Genomic DNA, 16,894 nt, shown 5'->3' on the forward strand with positions numbered 1-16,894 from the left:
TCACCTGTCATGGCGAGCGACTGGGGTTGCGACTCCGGTTCTTGCCCTCTCCAACTAAGACGGGAGTCGGTGCTTTAGCACGGGCTGCTCGTTGCGGGGGTGATCACCGGCTTTTCTCGGTGTGCCTTCCCCTTCATCACCCCCGCGGTGCGCCCATCATGCGCGAAATGGTCCGGGCCGCACTCAGCAGTGCGGGCAGCAGGCTCTCCTGCATCATTGCCGCACTTGTGCGATTGGCCTGACCGCTGATGTTGAGCGCCGCCACCGTCTGCCCCGTGCGGTTGGTCAGCGGCGCGGCAATCGATATCAAACCCTCTTCCAGTTCCTGGTTCACCAGGCACCAGCCCTGCTGCCGCGCCTGGCGGATGTGGGCCAGCAGTGCATCCACATCGGTGGTGGTGTGTTCGGTAAAACGCTGCATCGGGTGGCCCTGCAGCCGGGCCTGCAGTTCGTCGTCCGGCAACCCGGCCAGCAGCATGCGGCCCATGGACGTCCAGCACGCGGGCAGGCGCGAGCCCACGCCCAGCGTGGTGCGCATGATCTTGTGGGTGGGCACGCGCAGCACATAGACGATGTCCAGGCCGTCGAGCACGGCGGCCGATGACGACTCGCGCACCTCTTCCACCAGGTCTTCCATCACCGGCTCGGCCAGGTTCCAGATGGGCAGCGAGGACAGGTACGCAAACCCCAAATCCAGGATGCGCGGGCTCAAACGAAACAGCTTGCCATCCGTCTCCACATAGCCCAGCGTCTGCAGCGTGAGCAGGATGCGGCGCGCGCCGGCGCGCGTCAGGCCGGTCTGCGCGGCGACTTCACTCAAGGTCTGCTGCGGTGTGGCAGCGCTGAACGAGCGGATCACCTCCAGCCCGCGCGCGAACGACTGCACATAGCTGTCGCTCGGTTTGGGGTCTTTGGCTTCAGGGGTTTGGGAATTCATACGTATGCCAACTATAATTCTTTAAGCGAACATTTGTTCTATATACGAACAAATTTCAAAGAGACAACAGAGAAACCAAGAAAGCGTTGCAATGATCAACAAACTGGCGGACTCGGTGGCCCAGGCCCTTGCGGGGGTAAAGGATGGTGCCACGGTGTTGATAGGTGGGTTCGGCACGGCCGGCATTCCGGGCGAGCTGATCGATGGCCTCATCGCCCAGGGGGCGCGTGACCTCACGGTGGTCAACAACAACGCAGGCAATGCCGACCAGGGCCTGGCCGCGCTGCTCATGGCGGGCCAGGTGCGCAAGATCATCTGCAGCTTTCCGCGCCAGGTGGACAGCTATGTGTTCGATGACCTGTATCGCAGTGGCAAGCTGGAGCTGGAACTGGTGCCCCAGGGCAATCTGGCCGAGCGCCTGCGCGCTGCGGGCGCGGGCATCGGCGCCTTTTTCTGCCCCACGGCCTATGGCACCGAACTGGCTGCGGGCAAGGAAACGCGCGAGATCAATGGCAAACACTACGTGCTCGAATACCCCATCCACGGCGATGTGGCCCTGGTCAAGGCCGAGAAGGGCGACCGCTGGGGCAACCTCACCTACCGGATGTCGGCGCGCAACTTTGGCCCCGTGATGGCCACGGCTGCCAAGACCACGATTGCCACCGTGCACGAGGTGGTGGAGCTGGGCGCGCTGGACCCGGAAGCCATCGTCACCCCGGGCATCTATGTGACGCATGTGGTGAAGATCGACCGCACGGCCACGCAGGCGGGCGGATTCAAGAAATATGCCTGATATCGGCCCAAGCGCAGAAAGAATAAGCATGAGCAGCTATCAAAAGCGTAGTAAAGACGAGCTGGCGAAACGCGTGGCGCAAGACATCCACGACGGCGCCTACGTCAACCTGGGCATCGGCCAGCCGACCCTGGTCGCCAACCACATCCCGGCAGGCCGCGAAGTCATCCTGCAAAGCGAAAACGGCATCCTGGGCATGGGCCCTGCGCCCGCTGCAGGGCTGGAGGACTATGACCTGATCAACGCGGGCAAGCAGCCCGTCACGCTGCTGCCCGGCGGCGCGTACTTCCACCACGCCGACAGCTTCGCGATGATGCGCGGCGGGCACCTCGACATTTGCGTGCTGGGTGCCTTCCAGGTCAGCGCCACGGGCGACCTGGCCAACTGGAGCACGGGCGAGCCCGGCGCCATCCCCGCCGTGGGCGGCGCGATGGACCTGGCCATCGGCGCCAAGCAGACCTGGGTGATGATGGACCTGCTGACCAAGCAGGGCGCGAGCAAGATCGTGGCGCAGTGCACCTACCCGCTCACCGGTGTCGCCTGCGTGAAGCGCATCTACACCGATCTGTGCACACTGGCCTGCACGCCCACAGGGCTGCAGCTCATCGACACCGTGCCCGGCCTGTCGCAGACTGAGCTGGAGCGGCTGGTGGGCCTACCCATCCGCCCTGCCGCCTGAACGAATCCACCCCCAAGCAACGAGGAGACAAAACCGTGAGCCAACAACGCCAAGCCTTCATCTGCGACGCCATCCGTACCCCCTTTGGCCGCTACGGCGGCGCGCTGTCTAGCGTGCGCACCGACGATCTGGGTGCCATCCCCATCAAGGCGCTGATGGACCGCAACCCCGGTGTGGACTGGGCGGCCGTGACCGATGTGCTCTACGGCTGCGCCAACCAGGCCGGTGAAGACAATCGCAACGTGGCCCACATGAGCAGCCTGCTGGCAGGCTTGCCGATCGACGTGCCCGGGGCCACCATCAACCGCCTGTGCGGCTCGGGGCTCGACGCCGTGGGCACCGCAGCACGCGCCATCAAGGCGGGCGAAGCGGGCCTGATGATCGCGGGCGGCGTGGAGAGCATGAGCCGTGCGCCCTTCGTCATGCCCAAGGCCGAGAGCGCCTTCAGCCGCAACAACGCGGTGTACGACACGACGATTGGCTGGCGCTTTGTCAACAAGCTGATGAAGGAAAAGTACGGTGTGGATTCCATGCCCGAAACCGCCGAGAACGTGGCCACTGACTTCAAGATTGAGCGCGAAGCCCAGGACCAGATGGCCCTGCGCAGCCAGCTCAATGCCGTGGCCGCCATCAAGGCCGGGCACCTGGCGCGCGAGATCGTGCCGGTGTACATCCCGCAAAAGAAGGGCGACGCGATCATCGTGAGCCAGGACGAGCACCCGCGTGAGACCAGCATCGAAGCGCTGGCCAAGCTCAAGGGTGTGGTGCGGCCCGATGGCACGGTGACGGCGGGCAACGCCAGCGGCGTGAACGACGGCGCCTGCGCGCTGCTGCTGGCCGATGAAGCCAACGCTGCCAAATATGGCCTCAAGCCCCGCGCCCGCGTGGTGGGCATGGCCGTGGCCGGTGTGGCGCCGCGCATCATGGGTTTTGGCCCCACGCCTGCCACGCTGAAGGTGCTGGCGCAGACGGGCCTGACCATCGACCACATGGACGTGATCGAACTGAACGAAGCCTTTGCCGCGCAAGGCCTGGCCGTGCTGCGCGCGCTGGGCATCAAGGACGACGACGCTCGTGTGAACGCCTGGGGCGGCGCCATTGCGCTGGGCCACCCGCTGGGCGCCAGCGGCGCGCGCCTGGTCACCACCGCCGTCAACCGCCTGCACGAACACGCCGGCCAGTACGCGCTGTGCACCATGTGCATCGGCGTGGGGCAGGGCATTGCCATCATCCTGGAGCGCGTGTGACCGCAATTGATCAAAGCACTCCCGTCACGGTCGTCACCGGCGCCAGCAACGGCATCGGCCGCGCGATTGCCGAAGCCGTGTTGGCCCAGGGCCACGCGGTGGTCAACCTGGACTACGTGTTGCCCACGTGGAGCCACCCGCAACTCACCTCGTACCAGGGCGACCTGACCGACGAAGCATCGACCCGCGAGCGCGCGGCCGAGATCGCGGCCAAGCACAACGTGACGGCGCTGGTGAACAACGCGGGTGCCACGCGCCCCGGCACCATCGACACCGCCACCACCGCGCAGCTGGATGACGTGGTGGGCCTGCACCTGCGTGCGCCCATGCTGCTGGTGCAAGCCTTTTTGCCCACGTTGCGCGCCAGCGGGCAGGGCCGCATCGTCAACATGTCATCGCGCGCCGCTTTGGGCAAGGGCGAGCGCATCGTCTACTCCGCCACCAAGGCCGGAATGATCGGCATGACACGCACGCTGGCCATGGAGCTGGGGCGCGACGGCATCACCGTCAACGCGATTGGCCCCGGCCCCATCGCCACCGAACTCTTCCGCCAGAGCAACCCCGACGGAGCGCCGCAAACGCAGCGCATCCTGAACAGCATCGCCGTGGGCCGCATGGGCACGCCCGAGGACGTGGCCCGCGCAGCGCTGTTTTTCCTCTCGCCCGACAACGGTTTCGTGACCGGGCAAGTGTTGTACGTGTGCGGCGGCACCACGCTGGGAGTGGCGCCTGTCTAGCAACCTGAACTGATCTTCCCTGCCGCCCTGCAAGGGGCGCACCCCTGTTCTCGCCCGGAGGCCTCGGCGCCCGGTTGAGGTCACGGCGCGGCCGGATGTCGCGTCCGTGAGACCCATTTCATCCACCTTCTTGAAGGAGACAAACCATGACCCGTTCCATCCACACCACCCGCCGCTTGGCGCTGTCGGCCGCTGCAGTCACCGCCCTCGCTGGTATCGGCCTGCTGGGCAGCAGTGCTGCACTGGCGCAGGCCTACCCGAGCAAGCCCGTCACCATCGTCGTGCCCTTCGCTGCAGGCGGCACCACCGACATCCTGGCCCGCATCATCGGCCAGGCGCTGACCACCGAACTCGGCCAGTCCGTCATCGTCGACAACCGCGCAGGCGCGGGCGGCAACATTGGCGGCTCCATGGCTGCCAAGGCCCCGGCGGACGGCTACACGCTGTTCATGGGAACGGTGGGCACGCACGCCATCAATGCCAGCTTGTACAAGAAGATGCCGTTTGACCCCGTGAAGGACTTCGCGCCGCTGACCCGCGTGGCCAATGTTCCGAACCTGCTGGTGGCCAACCCCGCCCAGCCGTTCAAGACGGTGCCCGAGTTGATTGCCTACGCCAAGGCCAACCCCGGCAAGCTCAACTTCGGTTCGTCGGGCAGCGGCAGCTCCATCCATCTGTCGGGCGAGCTGTTCAAGAGTCTCGCCAAGGTGGACATGGTGCACGTGCCCTACAAGGGCAGCGCACCCGCTGTCACCGACCTGCTGGGCAACCAGATCGGCATCATGTTCGACAACATGCCCTCTGCCATCCAGCATGTTCGCAGCGGCAAACTGGTGCCCATTGCCGTGACCACCGCCAAGCGCTCACCCGAGCTGCCCAACGTGCCCACCATCGCCGAAGCTGGTGTGGCGGGCTACGAAGCCACGTCGTGGTTCGGCATGTTTGCCCCCGCAGGCACGCCCGCGCCAGTGCTGGCCAAGCTGAACACCGCGTTGGTCAAGGTGCTGAACCAGGCCGATGTGAAGAAGAAGATCAATGACCAGGGCGCGGAAGCCATGAGCGAAACGCCCGCGCAGTTCGCCGCCTTCATCCAGGCCGAGTCGGTGAAGTGGGGCAAGGTGGTGAAGGAGTCGGGCGCAAGTCTCGACTGATCTGCACCTTCGATCACTGCAGCTACCCAATTGATAGCTGCTGCCGCCTGTTCGACGGGCGGCAGCAGCTATTTTTCTTTCAAATCCAGGTGGTCTGGCTCACTGAACCCGGTACACCCGCCCCGTCTGCGCCCCTTCCACGCTGCGCTGGTAGCCGCGCGCGGCGCGCTCGGCAGACACCGTGTCGAACCCCGGGAAGAACGGCCCGTACACGCCCACAGATTCGGTGAGGATGGTGGGGCTCACGGCGTTGATGCGCAGGCCGCGCGGCAGCTCAATGGCGGCAGCGGCCACAAAGCCCTCGATGGCCGCGTTCACCGCCGTGGCATTGGCGCCGTTGCGGATGGGCTCGATCGAGAGGATGCCCGCCGTCAGCGTGATGGAGCCGCCATCGTTCAAATACTTCTGGCCGACCAGCGCCAGTTGCACCTGGCCCAGCAGTTTGTCTTGCAGGCCCAGGTTGAATTGCTCGGCTGTCATCTCGGCCAGCGGGCCAAAGTGCAGGTTGCCTGCGGTGCTGACGATGGCATCGACTTTGCCCACCGCCTCGAAAAGCTTTGCGACCGCACCTGGCTGCGAAAAGTCTGCGCGGTGCGTGCCGCTGCTGCGGCCCACGGTGATCACGTCGTGGCGTGCGCCCAGGTTGGCCAGCACGGCCTGGCCGATGGTGCCGCTGGCGCCGATGAGAAGAATCTTGGACATGGTGTTTTCCTTGAAGGTTGAAAAAGAAGGGTGGAGGAACAGACAGGCCCTGATTCTTTTGCGAATCAATCAATGCATAAAGTACATTGAAGTTCTTCTTGTACTAACCATTGATTAGGAATCCGTCGTGGACAAACTGCGCAACATGGAAGTCATGGTGGCCGTGGTCGAAGCCGGCAGCTTTGCCGCCGCCGCGCGGCAGCTGCAGATATCGGCGGTGATGGTGGGCAAGCACATCCAGCAGCTCGAAGCCCACCTGGGGGCGCGCCTGTTCCAGCGCAGCACGCGCCAGAACAGCCTGACCGAGGTGGGCGCTGCGTTCTACGAAGACAGCAAACGCGTGCTGGAGCAGGTGCGATGGGCCGAATCGGCCGTGGAGCGCAGCCGCGCCGTGCCGCAGGGCCTGCTGCGGGTGAGTGCGCCTTTTACCCTGGGCAGCCATGTCATCGCGCCACTGGTGGCGGAGTTTCTGCAGCGCCATGAGCAGGTGCGTGTGGACCTGCAGCTCACCGACAGCGTGGTGGACATGGCGGGTGAGGGGTTCGATGCCGCCATCCGCATCGGCCGCATCGTGGACGAAGGCCTGGTGGCCCGCTCACTGCGTCCCTACCGCATGGTGATTGCCGCCACGCCCGCCTATCTGGCGCGCCATGGCACGCCACAGGGCGCGGCCGACCTGGCCCGCCACCAGTGCCTGAGCCACTCGGTGTGGCAGCGCCGTGTGGAATGGACGCTGCGCGACGGCGACACGGAGTTCTTCTGGCCGGAGAACGCGCGCTTCGTTTGCAACCAGGGCGATGGCCTGCGCCAGGCGGCGCTGCATGGGCTGGGTCTCGTCATGCAGCCCGAGGTGCTATTGGCCGACGACCTGGCCAGCGGCGCGCTGGTGCCCGTGCTGCAGCATTGCCTGCCCGCACAGCGCGATGTGCACTTGGTGTACGCGCCCGACCGGCGGCAACTGCCCAAGCTGGCGCGGTTTGTGGAGTACGTGGTGGGGACGCTGGGCGTAGATGGCCACTGACTGAGCTATACGGCAGCCGGCTCAGCAGAATGCTTTGCGCTGGTCCTTGAGTGCATCGCGGTCGATGCTCGCCGCGAGCTGTTCCATGTCGGCCGCGCAGACGCCGTGCTGCGCAAAATGCAGCGGCCATTGCTCTATCGCGTGAGCAACCTCCTGAATCAACCCGATGGCCCGGGCGCGGGTGAGACCGAATTCGCTCAAGTCGGTCAGCGCGTTGTCCAGCGTGGACTGCGCGCCGTGCTGGCCCACCACCATGGCCTGGTAGCCCATGTTCTGCAGCGTGGGCACCACGTCGAACGCGGGGGCCAGGTCGTAGTAGCCGTCAAAGCTCAGGCACAGGCAGTGGTTGCGCTCGTGGTCGTCAGTGTTGTCCATGAGGATGTTGAACACCATGCGCCGAAACAGCTCTTCGCGCTGCGCCTTTTGCCGGTCGGGGTGCGCCTGGCGCAGCAGCACGGTGGCCAGTGCGCCATAGCTTTCGGTCAGGCCCGCCGCAGCCAGTGCCGTCTTGGCAGAGATGCAGTGCACGCGCAGGCTCAGGGCACCCATCTGCACCCGGTCAAACCGCTGGATGGTCAGCGCATGGCGCTGCGGCCCCCGGCCCCGCCACGATGGAATGGGCAGCACACCCGTGCTGGCAACGTGGATGCCTGCCAGGGCTGCCAGCGTCATGGTGGCGTGTTCGATGAGAGGCGTATCCACGGTGTCGTCCAGCTCGCTGAACTTGATGACGCAGGGCCCGCTGTCGGTTTGCAGCAGCGCCTTGGGCCGTGCGCCGCCCAGCGTCACGCCGGGCTGCACCAGCCGCTGAATTTCTGGTGTGACCGGGGCTTGCGACTGCACGTCTTCCACCGCCCGCACCATGGCCTCCAGATCGCGCAGTTGCGGATACGGCCCGATGCGGCGCGGGATGTAGTGGTCGGCCGATGTGGAGATGCCCAACGCGCCAAAGCGGTCGTCGCCAGCGAACAGCAGCATCTCCAGAATCGAAAGGCGCGCGGGGCGGTCGATGTGGCGGATGATGCGCTCGCCCCACCGGTCTGGCCGCGCATCGTCGATGGCGCCGGGCGCGCTGTCCTTGTGGCCTGCGCTGAACGTCTGGCCAGCCAGCAGGGGCAGGTCTTCGCTCAGCGCAAACTGCCACCAGTCTGTGGCATAGGTGAAGGTGGCGCAGTTGGGCACCAGCTGCGATAGGCCCACCGCTCCGGTCAGCACGGGCTGGGCGGGGTTGACCAGCGTCCAGACATACAGCGTGTCGTGCGGCACATAGGAGCGCGGAGTGACCTGCGGCGCGTTGGGCTGCAGGCTCATGGCCGCGCTTTCTTCTGGCCCGCGATCAGTGCGGCCAGGCCTGCGGCGGTGCTGTTGGGCTGGCGCTTTGGCGCGCCGAGTCCTGTAACTCGAATGGCTTGTCGGATCTGTTCTTCGGGGCCCAGTCCAGTGACCTTCTGCGCGGCCCCTATGGTTGGTTTGGCAGGGCTTGCTTCCTCGAAGGAGCCCTTCATCTCTTCGGCAACGTGCACGGTCCCCAAGTGGGCAGGTGCGTTGGTTCTGGAGACGGACGGCAAGGCGGCAGGCTTTGCGTTGCTTGCTGGCGTCTTTGCGTCTTTCTGCGCCGTCTTCTGTGCTGTGCGCCGGGGGCGGGCTTTGGCTACCTCAAGCTCCAGCGATGTGAGGTCGTTCTGCGGTGCAATCAGGTCGGCCAGCCCCTGGGCCTGGTTGATGAGCCACATGCACATCACATACGACGCCATGGACACCGATGGGTCGCCGCGCTCGATGCGCGCCATGGTGGGCTGCGACACGCCCAGCCGCTGGGCCCACTGGGCTTGTGTTTCCTTGCGGCGCTTGCGTGCAATCACGATGTTCTGCGCGAGCAACGCGATCTGCTGGAGGACCGCCTGGGGGTAGTCAGCGGGCTTGGTGTTTTGAGATGGCATTCATAGATATTAGTTCAAGAAGGAATTTTTGAACATCTATGAATTATTTGCAGGTGACTGAGGGTAAGAGCTGAATGGTATAAATTATTCATAGATGCGTGTTAATTCGATAAAAAATAATATCTATGAATTAAATGGTGCTGAGCTGTCGGCATGGTCGTGCAACAAGGGGGGCAATCAGCACAAGGACGTGCTGCTACGCGCCGCCATGCCGGGCCTACAGGGCTCACTCCACAGCGTCGCTGGGCACCGCAGGCCCGATCTTGAACACCCCGCTCACCCGCGCACAGGGCACGCCATCGGCCGTCACCAGTCCCTGAGCAAACACCAGCGAACGCGTGACGCGCAGCGGCTCGGCCTCGCCCTGCACCCAGGCGCCCAGCGAGGCAGGGGCCAGGTAGTCGATCTGCAGGCTGATGGTGGGCAGGAAGCGGTCGGCCACCTGGTCGCTTTTGCGGTGCACCGACAGCGGCAGCAGCATGTCGCAAAAGCTGGCCATCATGCCGCCGTGCAGGTTGTTCATGGGGTTCACATGGCGGCGCTCCACGCGGAAGCCGAACTGCACCACACTGCCTTCGTGGCGCAGGTAGAGCGGGCCGTTGTGCTGGATGAACGGGCCGCCAGACTGCAGCGGTGCAAAGCCCGGTGGGATCTCGGCGTGGCTGCTCATGCGCGGGCCTCCTTCGCCACATCCTGCGCAAAGCTGGCGCCCTCCAGGCTGCTGTGGGTGGCACCGTCCTCGGGCAGCCAGCCGCTGTACACCGTGCGAAAGTCCGCCACGATCTGCGCCAGCGGCATGTCGTCAAAGGCGCCGCGCTGGCGTACGTACTCCATGTGGCGCTGGCCGGTCTTGTCGAACGGGTGGTAGATCGAATCGTTCTCGCCATCGAACTCCAGCGGCAGCAGCCCAAAGCGCTCGCACAGCTCGATGTTGAACGCGGGCGTGGCCTTGCGCCAGGCGCCATCCAGCCAGATGTCGGTGTAGCCGTGCCAGATGAAAAGGTCGGTCTTCATCGTCTCGCGCATGCGCTCGGTGCTGAGGTGGTTGCGCACGTCGGCAAAGCCCATGCGCGCGGGGATGCCCGCCGCGCGGCATGCGGCGGTGAGGAGAGCGGCCTTGGGCACACACCAGCCGTGGCCGTTGGCCAGCACGGTGCTGGCCGCCATGCCCTGGGGCGAGAGGTCGATGCGGTAGGGGTCGTAGCGAAAGCCGTCACGCACGGCCAGGTACAGGGCCACGGCACGGTCACGGTCGGTGGTGCCGCGCGCGTGTTGGGCGGCAAAGGCCTGGATGGAAGGTGCGTCGCTGTCGATAAGGGCCGTGGCACGCAGGTGGGCGGGCGTGGGTGTGGTGGTCATTGTGGTGTGTCTCCTGCAGTCGGACGAAGGCCAGTGTGCGGGCCCCGGGCACCCGATGCTGTCACAGGCGCGCCAGCCCGGCGCGGCAGGGGCTCGATGCCCCCATCACACCCTCCAAGCGGGCAGCTCCCAGTTGCGCCACAACGCCAGCCCGCGCAGCCCGGCCGTGAGCAGCACGCAGGCCAACAGCGGTGCCCAGTCGGGCGCCTGCAGCTGGCGCAGCGCCACGTCAGCCCAGCCACCGGCAAACGCACACAGCGCATAGGGCCGATGGTCGCTGAAGGCCTGGGGCACCTCGTTGCACAACACATCGCGCAGCACCCCGCCAAACACGCCCGTGGTCACACCCATCATCACGCTGATGATGGGCGGCATGCCGATGGCGGTGGCAATGTCCACACCCACGGCGGCAAACAGGCCCAGGCCAATGGCGTCGGGCAGCAGCATGGCGCGCTCGGTGGGCTGAAAGTGCCGCTGGCGCATGAACAGCATGGCGCCGATGCACAGCGCCAGAATGCCCCATACGAATTCGGTGTGGCGGATCCAGAAGAAGGGCCGCTGGTCCAGCAGCAGGTCGCGCAGCGTGCCCCCGCCAAACGCGGCTACAAAGGCCACGACACACACGCCCACGGCATCGAGCCGCTTGCGCGCGGCCATGATCACGCCCGACAGGGCAAACGCGATGGTGGCCGCCACTTCCAGCGTGAAGCGCAGTGTGTGAATCCAGGGGGCGTCGAGCGGCAGGTCCATGGGCGCGATTGTGCCGTGGCGCTGTGGGAGCGGGCAGGGGCTGGCAGCACGCTGCCTGTCAATTTTTGCTATTGAAAATATAGCTTACAGCGCTTGCTGATCAAGCGCTGGGGCCTGTTTTTATTCAAAAACAATCCGCCAATGTCCCTGCTCTTGGGCAACTGGGGTGCTTCATGACGCCAAGCCCCCCGCCCGAAGAAGCTGCCAGGCCAGCGCCAGCAAACAGCCTGTGCCGCCCAGTGCGCCCAGGCGGTGTCCCCAGCGCAGGCTGCTGGCGGGCCATTGGTTCATGGCCAGCACCAGCAGCCAGCCCAGCACCATCCAGGCCGCCACCACCAGCGCCAGCCCCGCCGCCAGCCCCGCCGCAGCGGTGGCCGCGAGGGCCTGCAGCACCAGGGTAGCCAGAACCACAGCCCAGGCGCGCCGGGATGCCGCAGTGGCTGGGGGCGTGCCGTCGCCCCAGGCGCGCGTGGGCACGGTGCGCGCCCAGCGGGTCAGTGCAATCAATGAGGCCAGCGCGGCGCTGGCGCCGATGAGTTCGTTCATGCGGCCTCCGGCGGGTGGCGGTCGGGCCCTGGGTTGGGCGCGTGCGGCGCCCCGTGGCCCGCCCGCCGCCGGCACAGCGCCCGCCGCGCGCGCCACCGCAGCGGTGCACCCACAGCCAGGGCACACAACGCCGACGCCACGGCCCACTGCACCATCCCCGCCTTGGCCGCCAGGCCGCCATAGGCCAACGCGGCCAGTGCCCACAGCAGCACGGCGGTGCGGGGCGCCCAGTGGCGCAAGGTGGCAGCGGGCAGGGCCACGAAGAAGGCGAGCAGCAGGCCCAGCATGCCCGACGACCGTGCGGGTTCGGTGGCCACGATATGGGCTAGGCGGAAGGATTCCACCGCCAGCACACCGGTCAGCCAGAAGGGCCAGTGGGCTGACCCCACCCAGCGGGCCCAACCGCGTGGGTGCCAGCGCGGGTGGGCGGTGGTTGTGTGCACTGCAGAGCCCGGTCGGGCCACGGCCGCAGACCGCGACGCCCTGCGCCGGTGCGCCTGCACCCGCTGGGGCCCGATAAAAACCGCGATGCCCCCGCAGATCAGCCCCATGGCGACCAGGCTGACCAACATGGCGGGTCCTTGGGCACTGCCCAGCACCAGCCCGGCCACACCGGCCACGGCCAGCAGCACGCCCGCGCTACCCAGCGAGACGCGCCACAGCGCCAGCGTGCGCAGCGCCCACGCCGCCGCTGCCGACAGCAGCAGCCACACGCCGATGAGTGCCCACACCGCCCACACGGGCCGCTGCGCCAGCGAGGGCAGGCCCGCCGGCCCCCACAGGTGCACGAACACCGCCACGATGAGCGCGGCGGGCGTGGTGGCATGCAGGGCCAGAAAGAAACGTTGCATGGGGAGCGAAGCTGTGGAGCTGTGAAGGGGGCCGCTTGGCGTTGGTGTCAGCCCGCAGCCGCGATGCCGCCCGCTGTGGCCTGTGCGGCCTCGGCCTCGCGTCTGCGCTGCTGGCGCGCATCCAGCCAGATCAGCGTGCCCGAGATGGACAGGAACGCGGGCGTCATGCCCAGAAAGAAATACAGCCACTTCAGCGCCAGCCCGCCAAAGTCGCCAAAGTGCAGCGGCTCCATCAGGCCGTTGACCAGCGACCAGAAGCCCGCCGTGCGCGGGTCGTGCACCTTCTTGGGTACGCCGGTGGTGGCGTGGATGTCCACCCGCGCCGTGCTGGCCAGATGGTTGCTGAGATTGCCGGTAAAGCCCGCTTCGGCCGTGCTGGTGCCCCAGCGGCGCAGCGACACGTAGCGCGCCTCCAGGCCGGGCACAGCCTGCTGCGCTGTGGCGTACAGCGCATCCAGCGATTGCATGGGCACCGGCTCGGTGGCGTCACCGCCCGCCTTGCGCGCTGGCTTGGAGGCGGTGGCATCGGTGCTGGTGGTCACGTATTTGTAGCCCTGCTCAAACAGCGGCGCCAGTCCCATCCACGCCCCCGTGGCCGCGATCAGGATGTGAAAGCCCAGCCCCCAGATGCCTGCGGACTTGTGCAGGTCCGACATCACCACGCGGAAGCTGCGACCCCAGCGCTGGGTGAACAGCTCGGCCAGGATCTTGCGGTGGATGACGATGCCCGTGGCAATCAGCACCAGCATCGCCACCCCGAGGAAACCCACGATCCACCGCGGCCCGAAGAACAGGAACACATGCAGCATGCGCAGGTACTGGCCGAGCTGGCTGTCCAACGGGCCCACCACCGTGCCGGTGTCGGAGCGCAAGGCCACCTTGGTGCGGGTGTTGGCGGGCGCGCCACGCTCGCGCACAAAGGCGAAGTAGCTGGGGTTGACGGCATCCGGCAGCGCGATGGTCTCCACCGTGGCGCCGGGGTAGCGGGTGTGCAGCTGGGTCAGCACCGTGTCGAGCGACGCAGGCTTGTCAGAGCGCGGCAGCTGCGCCAGCGACGGATTGGCCCACAGGTCGATCTCGTGCTTGAACACCACCACCGCGCCCGAAAAGCACACGATGAACATCAGCAGCCCCGTGACGATGCCTGCCCAAGAGTGCAGGGTGAACAGGCGGTTGAGCGTGCGCTGGCTGGTCATGGCGTGCGGGCGGCAGGGGTGGAGCAGTGCGTCAGAAGAAGTAGGTCACGCCCAGGTTGAAGTTGCGTGGCAGCGAGGGCGAGACCACGTTGGCATTGATCGCGCCGTCGTAATACGCCTTGTTGAACACGTTCTTCACGCCCGCCGTCACGCGGTAGTTCTCGCCCACGTAGCTCACGGACGCATCGGCCACGAAGTACGAAGGCAGTGTGAACGGGTACGAGCCGATCTGCTCGCTCACATACCGCCCGCCCAGGCCCAGCGTCACCCGCTGGTATTGCGGCAGCTTGTACGTGGCCCAGGCCGTGAGCGTGTGGCGTGGCGTGAGGTTGAGTGGCTTGCCCACGATGGCGGCGTTGGTGTCACGCGTGACCTTGGTCTGCGTGTAGGTGTAGGCACTGGTCAGCTTCCAGCCGTTCTTCAGGTCCGCGCCCAGCTCCAGCTCCAGCCCGCGAGCGCGCTGCTGGCCGGTCTGCACGCTGAAGCCCGTGTTCACCGGGTCGGCCGTGGTCACGTTCTCGCGCACCAGGTCAAACACGGCGAGCGCGCCGGTGACCTGGCCGCCGGGGGCTTCGTACTTCACGCCCGCCTCCCACTGCTTGCCAGTTTCGGGCACAAAGGTCGATCCGCCAAACGTCAGGCCCGACTGGGGCAGGAACGACTCGCCATAGCTGCCATACGCGGCCCAGCCGGGCTTGAACTCGTACACCAGCCCGGCCGACAGCGTGGTGGCGTTGTCCTTCTGGCGCGTCTGCGTGTTGGCCACGCGGTTGTTCGTATCGGTGGTGGACCAGTCGCGGCGCAGGCCCACCAGGGCCGTCCAGCCCTGGCCAAACTTGATCTGGTCCTGCGCATACAGCCCGGCCACGGTGAGTTTGGCGGGCGCATCCTGCGTCAGCGCCTCGGGGCAGGTGGCCTGCATGCCGTAGACGGGCGCGAACAGGTCCAGCGCGCCGATGCGGCAGGTACGGCTGGCCAGCAGGCTGGTGCCGCTGCGCACATCCAGGCCCGTCACCAGCTGGTGCTTTACGCCCAAGGCCTCGAAACGTGACAGCAGCGAGGTGTCGGTGGCCAGCAGGTCGTAGTCCATGTACTGGCGCGAGGCCTGGCGGTTCTGCTGCCGCTGGTTGGCCTGCAATGCCTGGTTGGAGACGAAGTTGCCCGTGCCCTTCTCGGTCTCGTAGCGCACGTTCTGGCGGAAGGTCATGGCATCCGACAGGCGATGCTCCAACGCATAGCCCACCGTGGTGCTTTCCACGTCATACACACCGAAGCTCGGATCGCCCGTGAACATCGTGCGTGACAACGTGCCATTGCGGTTGGGCAGCACCGTGCCGTAGGGCGTGATGCCCTGCTGGCGCATCCACTCGCTCTGGCTGTAGGTGGCAAACAGGACCAGGTCGGTCTGCGCGCCCAGGTCGATGGAGAGCGATGGGGCAAACCACCGGTCCTTGCGGTAAACGAACTGCGTGGGGTCGTCGGCGTTGGACACCTGCGCATTGATGCGCAGCGCCGTCTTGCCGGATTCGGACAAGGGCCGGTTGATGTCGGCCTGCAGCGTGCGCTGGCCGAAGCTGCCTACTTCCACACCCACCTCGTTGATCGCCTCCTTCTTGGGCCGCTTGCTCACCGCATTGACGATGCCGCCCGGCTGCACCTGCCCGTAGAGCACCGAGGCCGAGCCCTTGAGCACCTCGAAGCGCTCGTAGCCATAAGGCTGCAGCTTGGCCCACATGCCCGGGCTTTGCACCAGGCCATCGACCAGGATGGACTCGGTGGAGCGAAAGCCCCGGATATTCAGATCGTCAAACCCCCGGCGCCCAAAGTTGACCGGGCTGACCCCCGCCACCGTCTGCAGCGCTTGCTGCACGTTGGTGATCTGCCGCGACTCCATCTGCTCGCGCGTGACCACGCTGACGGACTGCGGCGTCTCCAGCCGCCGCATGGGCGCCTTGCTGGCGGTTTGGGCCTCCACGGGTGCAAAGCCCATGTCTTTTTCGGTGCTGGCGTTGATGCGGACTTCTTGGAGCTGGGGGGCGGTGGCGCTGTGGGCAGAGGCCGCGGCCTCTGCTGCCGGTGCGTCAGCCTGCTGGGCCATTGCGGCCTGGGCCAGGCAGAGGGCAAGGGGTGTCAGGGCGAACAGACGGGCTTGGCAGACCGAAGGAATGGCATGCGCCAAAGTGCGGGCAGCGCTGGACGCCAGGGCTGCGCGAGAGGGCTGGAAAGGCATGGGTGTCCCGTTGGAGAGTGGGCAAAACGCGGAGTGCACTGGCTCGCGTGATGTCCCGGGACGCTGGCTGGCTTAAGGTGATGGATTGTAATGCGAATGATTATCTTTTGCGGCGATGGCGCTGCATTCCTTTGCTCCGGCTTTGGTCGCGTGCGACCGGCCGCCAGCTTTTCTTGGGGATGGCGAATTGGGGCAAACTCCCGGGCTGCTGATCGTTGAGAGGACGTCTGGTGAGACGCTTTGCTGCAGTCCTGGGACTGACCCTTATCCTGGGCCCCTTGCTGTGGGTCACGGCCATGATGCTGTTCCACGACGGCCCTCCACCTGCGTGCAACTTCTACACCGTTCCCGTGACCTTCACCTCCGTGGTGCCCCGGCAGCACCCCCGAGGAGGCAACCGGGTGGGCGTACCAGACGTGCAGTTTTCGTATGTCTTGGAAGGACGGCGGTACACGAGCACGAAGCTCTTTTGTGAATCGCCTGCCAACGCGTCCTACGAGCATGGCCGCATGCGCGAGTTTGTGAAGCAAGCGCCGGGCAGCTCCGACATCGTTGCCTGGGTGCCGAGCGGTGATGCCGGGGCGGGCTGTATTTCATTGAGCCCTGTGTTCGGATACAGCCGGGTCCATGAGGCCGCCCCCTTGTGCCGGCGGTAGCCGGCTGCGTTGAGGGCAAGCACTGAGGCCACAAGGGGCTGCAGCCCTGAGTCGATAGCGTTGGCTACTTTCCTGGGGTGCTGTTGGATGCTATTGAAT

Annotated in this window: 18 protein-coding genes; 7 read left to right on the plus strand and 11 right to left on the minus strand. The window is 66.1% G+C overall.

Features of this window, described 5'->3' with window-relative positions; translation table 11 throughout:
• Positions 1–136: 136 nt before the first annotated feature.
• Positions 137–937 carry an IclR family transcriptional regulator C-terminal domain-containing protein gene (locus LPA35_RS08185; protein ID WP_228896403.1) on the minus strand — a complete coding sequence of 267 codons (801 nt, stop codon included), beginning with the start codon at positions 935–937 and terminating at the stop codon, positions 137–139.
• A 91-nt stretch (positions 938–1,028) separates the two neighbouring features.
• On the opposite strand from LPA35_RS08185, the gene LPA35_RS08190 reads away from it, so the two are divergent.
• The 5 genes from LPA35_RS08190 (at position 1,029) to LPA35_RS08210 (ending at position 5,544) form a co-directional block, all read left to right on the plus strand.
• Positions 1,029–1,730 carry a 3-oxoacid CoA-transferase subunit A gene (locus LPA35_RS08190; protein WP_228896405.1) on the plus strand — a complete coding sequence of 234 codons (702 nt, stop codon included), beginning with the start codon at positions 1,029–1,031 and terminating at the stop codon, positions 1,728–1,730.
• A 28-nt stretch (positions 1,731–1,758) separates the two neighbouring features.
• The gene (locus tag LPA35_RS08195; protein WP_228896406.1) at positions 1,759–2,409 is read left to right on the plus strand and encodes a 3-oxoacid CoA-transferase subunit B; all 651 of its coding nucleotides are present in this window, start codon (positions 1,759–1,761) and stop codon (positions 2,407–2,409) included.
• Between the two features lie 35 nt (positions 2,410–2,444).
• Entirely contained in the window at positions 2,445–3,656 is a 1,212-nt protein-coding gene (gene pcaF / locus LPA35_RS08200; RefSeq protein ID WP_228896408.1) for a 3-oxoadipyl-CoA thiolase, read from the plus strand.
• A 5-nt stretch (positions 3,657–3,661) separates the two neighbouring features.
• Complete coding sequence (locus LPA35_RS08205) at positions 3,662–4,393, plus strand: SDR family NAD(P)-dependent oxidoreductase (RefSeq protein WP_370641395.1); 732 nt, start codon at positions 3,662–3,664, stop codon at positions 4,391–4,393.
• Positions 4,394–4,539: 146 nt separating this feature from the next.
• Positions 4,540–5,544 (plus strand): tripartite tricarboxylate transporter substrate binding protein, encoded by a 1,005-nt coding sequence (locus LPA35_RS08210; protein ID WP_228896413.1) that lies wholly within the window; start codon positions 4,540–4,542, stop codon positions 5,542–5,544.
• A 99-nt stretch (positions 5,545–5,643) separates the two neighbouring features.
• Here the strand turns inward: LPA35_RS08210 and LPA35_RS08215 are convergent, their stop codons facing one another.
• Positions 5,644–6,246 carry a short chain dehydrogenase gene (locus tag LPA35_RS08215; protein ID WP_228896415.1) on the minus strand — a complete coding sequence of 201 codons (603 nt, stop codon included), beginning with the start codon at positions 6,244–6,246 and terminating at the stop codon, positions 5,644–5,646.
• Positions 6,247–6,373: 127 nt separating this feature from the next.
• Here LPA35_RS08215 and LPA35_RS08220 point away from each other — a divergent pair, with 127 nt between their 5' ends.
• The gene (locus LPA35_RS08220) at positions 6,374–7,267 is read left to right on the plus strand and encodes a LysR family transcriptional regulator (RefSeq protein ID WP_228896416.1); all 894 of its coding nucleotides are present in this window, start codon (positions 6,374–6,376) and stop codon (positions 7,265–7,267) included.
• 21 nt (positions 7,268–7,288) lie between these two features.
• Here LPA35_RS08220 and LPA35_RS08225 read toward each other — a convergent pair whose 3' ends face one another.
• The 9 genes from LPA35_RS08225 to LPA35_RS08265 all read right to left on the minus strand — a co-directional run bounded on the left by LPA35_RS08225 (position 7,289) and on the right by LPA35_RS08265 (position 16,139).
• Positions 7,289–8,578, minus strand: coding sequence for a type II toxin-antitoxin system HipA family toxin (locus LPA35_RS08225; protein WP_228896417.1), 1,290 nt, complete (start codon positions 8,576–8,578; stop codon positions 7,289–7,291).
• Positions 8,575–9,207 (minus strand): helix-turn-helix transcriptional regulator, encoded by a 633-nt coding sequence (locus LPA35_RS08230; protein ID WP_228896418.1) that lies wholly within the window; start codon positions 9,205–9,207, stop codon positions 8,575–8,577. Before LPA35_RS08230 ends, LPA35_RS08225 begins: the two co-directional genes overlap by 4 nt.
• Positions 9,208–9,433: 226 nt before the next feature.
• Positions 9,434–9,877 (minus strand): PaaI family thioesterase, encoded by a 444-nt coding sequence (locus LPA35_RS08235; RefSeq protein ID WP_228896419.1) that lies wholly within the window; start codon positions 9,875–9,877, stop codon positions 9,434–9,436.
• Positions 9,874–10,566 carry a transglutaminase family protein gene (locus LPA35_RS08240; RefSeq protein ID WP_228896420.1) on the minus strand — a complete coding sequence of 231 codons (693 nt, stop codon included), beginning with the start codon at positions 10,564–10,566 and terminating at the stop codon, positions 9,874–9,876. Before LPA35_RS08240 ends, LPA35_RS08235 begins: the two co-directional genes overlap by 4 nt.
• A gap of 105 nt (positions 10,567–10,671) precedes the next feature.
• Positions 10,672–11,316: a trimeric intracellular cation channel family protein gene (locus LPA35_RS08245; RefSeq protein WP_055398569.1), complete on the minus strand. Its 645-nt coding sequence runs from the start codon at positions 11,314–11,316 to the stop codon at positions 10,672–10,674.
• Between the two features lie 171 nt (positions 11,317–11,487).
• Positions 11,488–11,862, minus strand: a complete 375-nt coding sequence (locus LPA35_RS08250) for a hypothetical protein (RefSeq protein ID WP_228896421.1) — start codon at positions 11,860–11,862, stop codon at positions 11,488–11,490.
• Positions 11,859–12,713, minus strand: coding sequence for a hypothetical protein (locus tag LPA35_RS08255; protein ID WP_228896424.1), 855 nt, complete (start codon positions 12,711–12,713; stop codon positions 11,859–11,861). The genes LPA35_RS08250 and LPA35_RS08255 overlap by 4 nt, the downstream gene beginning before the upstream one ends.
• 47 nt (positions 12,714–12,760) lie before the next feature.
• Positions 12,761–13,909 (minus strand): PepSY domain-containing protein, encoded by a 1,149-nt coding sequence (locus tag LPA35_RS08260; RefSeq protein WP_228896426.1) that lies wholly within the window; start codon positions 13,907–13,909, stop codon positions 12,761–12,763.
• A gap of 31 nt (positions 13,910–13,940) precedes the next feature.
• Complete coding sequence (locus tag LPA35_RS08265) at positions 13,941–16,139, minus strand: TonB-dependent siderophore receptor (RefSeq protein ID WP_228896427.1); 2,199 nt, start codon at positions 16,137–16,139, stop codon at positions 13,941–13,943.
• Between the two features lie 230 nt (positions 16,140–16,369).
• Here LPA35_RS08265 and LPA35_RS08270 point away from each other — a divergent pair, with 230 nt between their 5' ends.
• The gene (locus LPA35_RS08270; protein ID WP_228896428.1) at positions 16,370–16,795 is read left to right on the plus strand and encodes a hypothetical protein; all 426 of its coding nucleotides are present in this window, start codon (positions 16,370–16,372) and stop codon (positions 16,793–16,795) included.
• Positions 16,796–16,894: the final 99 nt, after the last annotated feature.

This window comes from Acidovorax sp. Leaf73, assembly GCF_916855635.1.
GTDB lineage: Bacteria > Pseudomonadota > Gammaproteobacteria > Burkholderiales > Burkholderiaceae_C > Acidovorax > Acidovorax facilis.

Coding starts and splice junctions, on each gene's coding strand:
- LPA35_RS08185 (WP_228896403.1), bottom strand. CDS start 937: ATGAATTCCCAAACCCCTGAAGCCAAAGACCCCAAACCGAGCGACAGC.
- LPA35_RS08190 (WP_228896405.1), top strand. CDS start 1,029: ATGATCAACAAACTGGCGGACTCGGTGGCCCAGGCCCTTGCGGGGGTA.
- LPA35_RS08195 (WP_228896406.1), top strand. CDS start 1,759: ATGAGCAGCTATCAAAAGCGTAGTAAAGACGAGCTGGCGAAACGCGTG.
- LPA35_RS08210 (WP_228896413.1), top strand. CDS start 4,540: ATGACCCGTTCCATCCACACCACCCGCCGCTTGGCGCTGTCGGCCGCT.
- LPA35_RS08215 (WP_228896415.1), bottom strand. CDS start 6,246: ATGTCCAAGATTCTTCTCATCGGCGCCAGCGGCACCATCGGCCAGGCC.
- LPA35_RS08225 (WP_228896417.1), bottom strand. CDS start 8,578: ATGAGCCTGCAGCCCAACGCGCCGCAGGTCACTCCGCGCTCCTATGTG.
- LPA35_RS08230 (WP_228896418.1), bottom strand. CDS start 9,207: ATGCCATCTCAAAACACCAAGCCCGCTGACTACCCCCAGGCGGTCCTC.
- LPA35_RS08235 (WP_228896419.1), bottom strand. CDS start 9,877: ATGAGCAGCCACGCCGAGATCCCACCGGGCTTTGCACCGCTGCAGTCT.
- LPA35_RS08240 (WP_228896420.1), bottom strand. CDS start 10,566: ATGACCACCACACCCACGCCCGCCCACCTGCGTGCCACGGCCCTTATC.
- LPA35_RS08245 (WP_055398569.1), bottom strand. CDS start 11,316: ATGGACCTGCCGCTCGACGCCCCCTGGATTCACACACTGCGCTTCACG.
- LPA35_RS08250 (WP_228896421.1), bottom strand. CDS start 11,862: ATGAACGAACTCATCGGCGCCAGCGCCGCGCTGGCCTCATTGATTGCA.
- LPA35_RS08255 (WP_228896424.1), bottom strand. CDS start 12,713: ATGCAACGTTTCTTTCTGGCCCTGCATGCCACCACGCCCGCCGCGCTC.
- LPA35_RS08260 (WP_228896426.1), bottom strand. CDS start 13,909: ATGACCAGCCAGCGCACGCTCAACCGCCTGTTCACCCTGCACTCTTGG.
- LPA35_RS08265 (WP_228896427.1), bottom strand. CDS start 16,139: ATGCCTTTCCAGCCCTCTCGCGCAGCCCTGGCGTCCAGCGCTGCCCGC.